This is a genomic window from Wolbachia endosymbiont of Atemnus politus (assembly GCF_013309895.1).
This window is the reverse complement of the sequence record NZ_JAAXCS010000168.1, coordinates 1-2,042: the sequence shown is the minus strand read 5'-3', so window position 1 is coordinate 2,042 and position 2,042 is coordinate 1. Positions and strand designations below refer to the sequence as shown.

Annotated in this window: 2 protein-coding genes and 2 pseudogenes; 2 read left to right on the top strand and 2 right to left on the bottom strand. The window is 33.9% G+C overall.

The window, feature by feature from the left end; genetic code table 11:
• Both HET73_RS07190 and HET73_RS07185 read right to left on the bottom strand, forming a co-directional pair.
• Window positions 1-410, bottom strand: a pseudogene (locus HET73_RS07190) (hypothetical protein); the annotation flags it as partial.
• 279 nt (window positions 411-689) lie between these two features.
• On the bottom strand, window positions 690-872 hold the full coding sequence (locus HET73_RS07185) for a hypothetical protein (RefSeq protein WP_174134275.1): 183 nt from the start codon (window positions 870-872) through the stop codon (window positions 690-692).
• Here HET73_RS07185 and HET73_RS08805 point away from each other — a divergent pair.
• Together HET73_RS08805 and HET73_RS08800 are read left to right on the top strand one after the other, a co-directional pair.
• Window positions 834-1,301, top strand: a pseudogene (locus HET73_RS08805) (PD-(D/E)XK nuclease family transposase). The gene HET73_RS07185 and the pseudogene HET73_RS08805 sit on opposite strands and share 39 nt — an antisense overlap.
• 112 nt (window positions 1,302-1,413) lie before the next feature.
• Window positions 1,414-1,650: a hypothetical protein gene (locus HET73_RS08800; RefSeq protein WP_246210276.1), complete on the top strand. Its 237-nt coding sequence runs from the start codon at window positions 1,414-1,416 to the stop codon at window positions 1,648-1,650.
• The last annotated feature ends 392 nt before the right edge of the window (window positions 1,651-2,042 follow it).

Here is a 2,042-nt window from a genome sequence, read left to right as displayed (position 1 = left end):
ATTACTTCAGCTGATAAACCGGTTGCTTGGAAAATTATGTCAACAGAAACCCCTGCTTTTACTAAACTCCAAGCCACCTCTACTCTTGCTACTTTTCTACTGTTTTCTTTGTTAGCTCGAGTAGATTTGATTAATGAGTAAATTACATTACGAAATTCTTGATTCTCAAATTTTTCATGCTTTTCCACTGGATCTAATATATTTCCTCCCTCATTCTCAAGATAACTTTTTTCATTTGATATTGTTGGAATAAGATACATAATGCTAACTGATAACGCCTCTGCGATGCTATATAATCTTTTGATTGAAATTTTACGCTTTCCTTTTTCACATAATGAAGTATTACCGAGTATTTTACACCGATTTTCCTGACTTAGCCCTCCTGAGTATATTCTCGCTTTAACCTCCAATGTTTTACTCTTTGTCCTACTTTGTATTCTAAATCAGTTGCGTCATCATTGCTATCATCGCTAGCAGTCACTCTTTTTCACAAAAATAAACATTACACAGGTTAACATAAATTTTCTACTAAATTCGTGTTCTTTATGATATTTTAATTTTTTTTGCTACTAAATTTATAATATCCATTCCCTGGCTTTTTTAGGGGGTAATTGCATAAAAGATGATCAAAGGGCATATAAAGAATGAAATGCTATTCTCTCTGACAGTCAAATTTTTCCTTAACATGCTCAAAAAACAAGATTTAGTGGCTCCAAAATAAAACCGTTGAATATTTCTTCACAATTGTGTATAATTATTAATGCTTTTCTACTTAATTTCTTATGGCTTTTTCTAAGTTCCTTGACGCATGAAATGATTTCGCCTTCAAGAGAATATTTGGCACTGACCGGAATAAAGACATCCTCATCCATTTCTTGAACGATATTTTAGGCTTTCCTGGCTTAGCTGCTATTCAGGATGTTGAGTTTTTAGCTACCATTTTGGACCCTGAAATCGCCGCTAAAAACAGAGTATCGTCGATGTTCTTTGTAAGGGGACTCTCAAAATTCCAGATATATTATAGAAATGCAGTTCACTAAAACCAAAAGCTTCGAAAACGTGTACAGTACTATTCTGCCAAAGCTTACTCAAGTCAAGCAGATAAAGGAGATGATTATCACAACCTCAAGGAAATAATCTTTATAGCTGTTGCTGATTGTATCATTTTTCCAGGCAAGGCTGAGCATAAATCAAACCATGTTATTTTGGATCAGAATAGCTTTGAGTACGACTTAAAGGACTTTTATTTCGTATTCATAGAACTACCAAAATTCACGAAGAAAAAAGAAGATCAGTTGTAAAATATAGTCGAAATGTAGTGTTATTTTTTTCGCTAAGCAGCAGAAACAAGGGAAGAGGAACTAGATAAGATAGTAGGAAGTGACATAATAATAAAAACGAGCATATGAAGAGATGAATAAGTTTAATTGGTCAGAAGAAGAGTTACTAGCATATGAGCAAGGAAAGAAACGTCTAATGGATGAGATGGCTGCTTTAGCTGAAAAATTTGATGAAGATGTTAGGGTAGGGGAAGAAAGAGGCATCCAAATTGGCCATGAAAAAGGCAGAGCTGAGGGTAGGAAGGATGGAAGAGAAGAGAACCAACAACAGGCTAAAATCTGCTTAAAGCTAGCGCATCTGGAGACTTGATAGCTGAATCTACTGGCCTCTCTCATTCTGAAATTTTACAACTCAAGGAAGAAACATGAACATTCCAATTTATTCCCTCCACTTTTCAATATTTATGGAAATCTTTAAGTTAACCATACTTCTTATTAAGAGCTTAATGAATTATCCAAAATAGCGACAAATATTACACATAGAACTATATAGATTACTACCATAACAAAACCATGCTATATATTCAGTCTTTTATATCAAAGCTACATATGTAAGTTTAATTTAAAGAGCACATTAAAACCACTTACCAACGTTGCTCATGATTTTTCCTCACAAGTTCCGTGTAGGATTTTTCTATAGCAGACAAAGATCTTTCTTCTAATGGTTGTTCAGTTGAATCAGGAGACAGAGGAAAAAAGTTT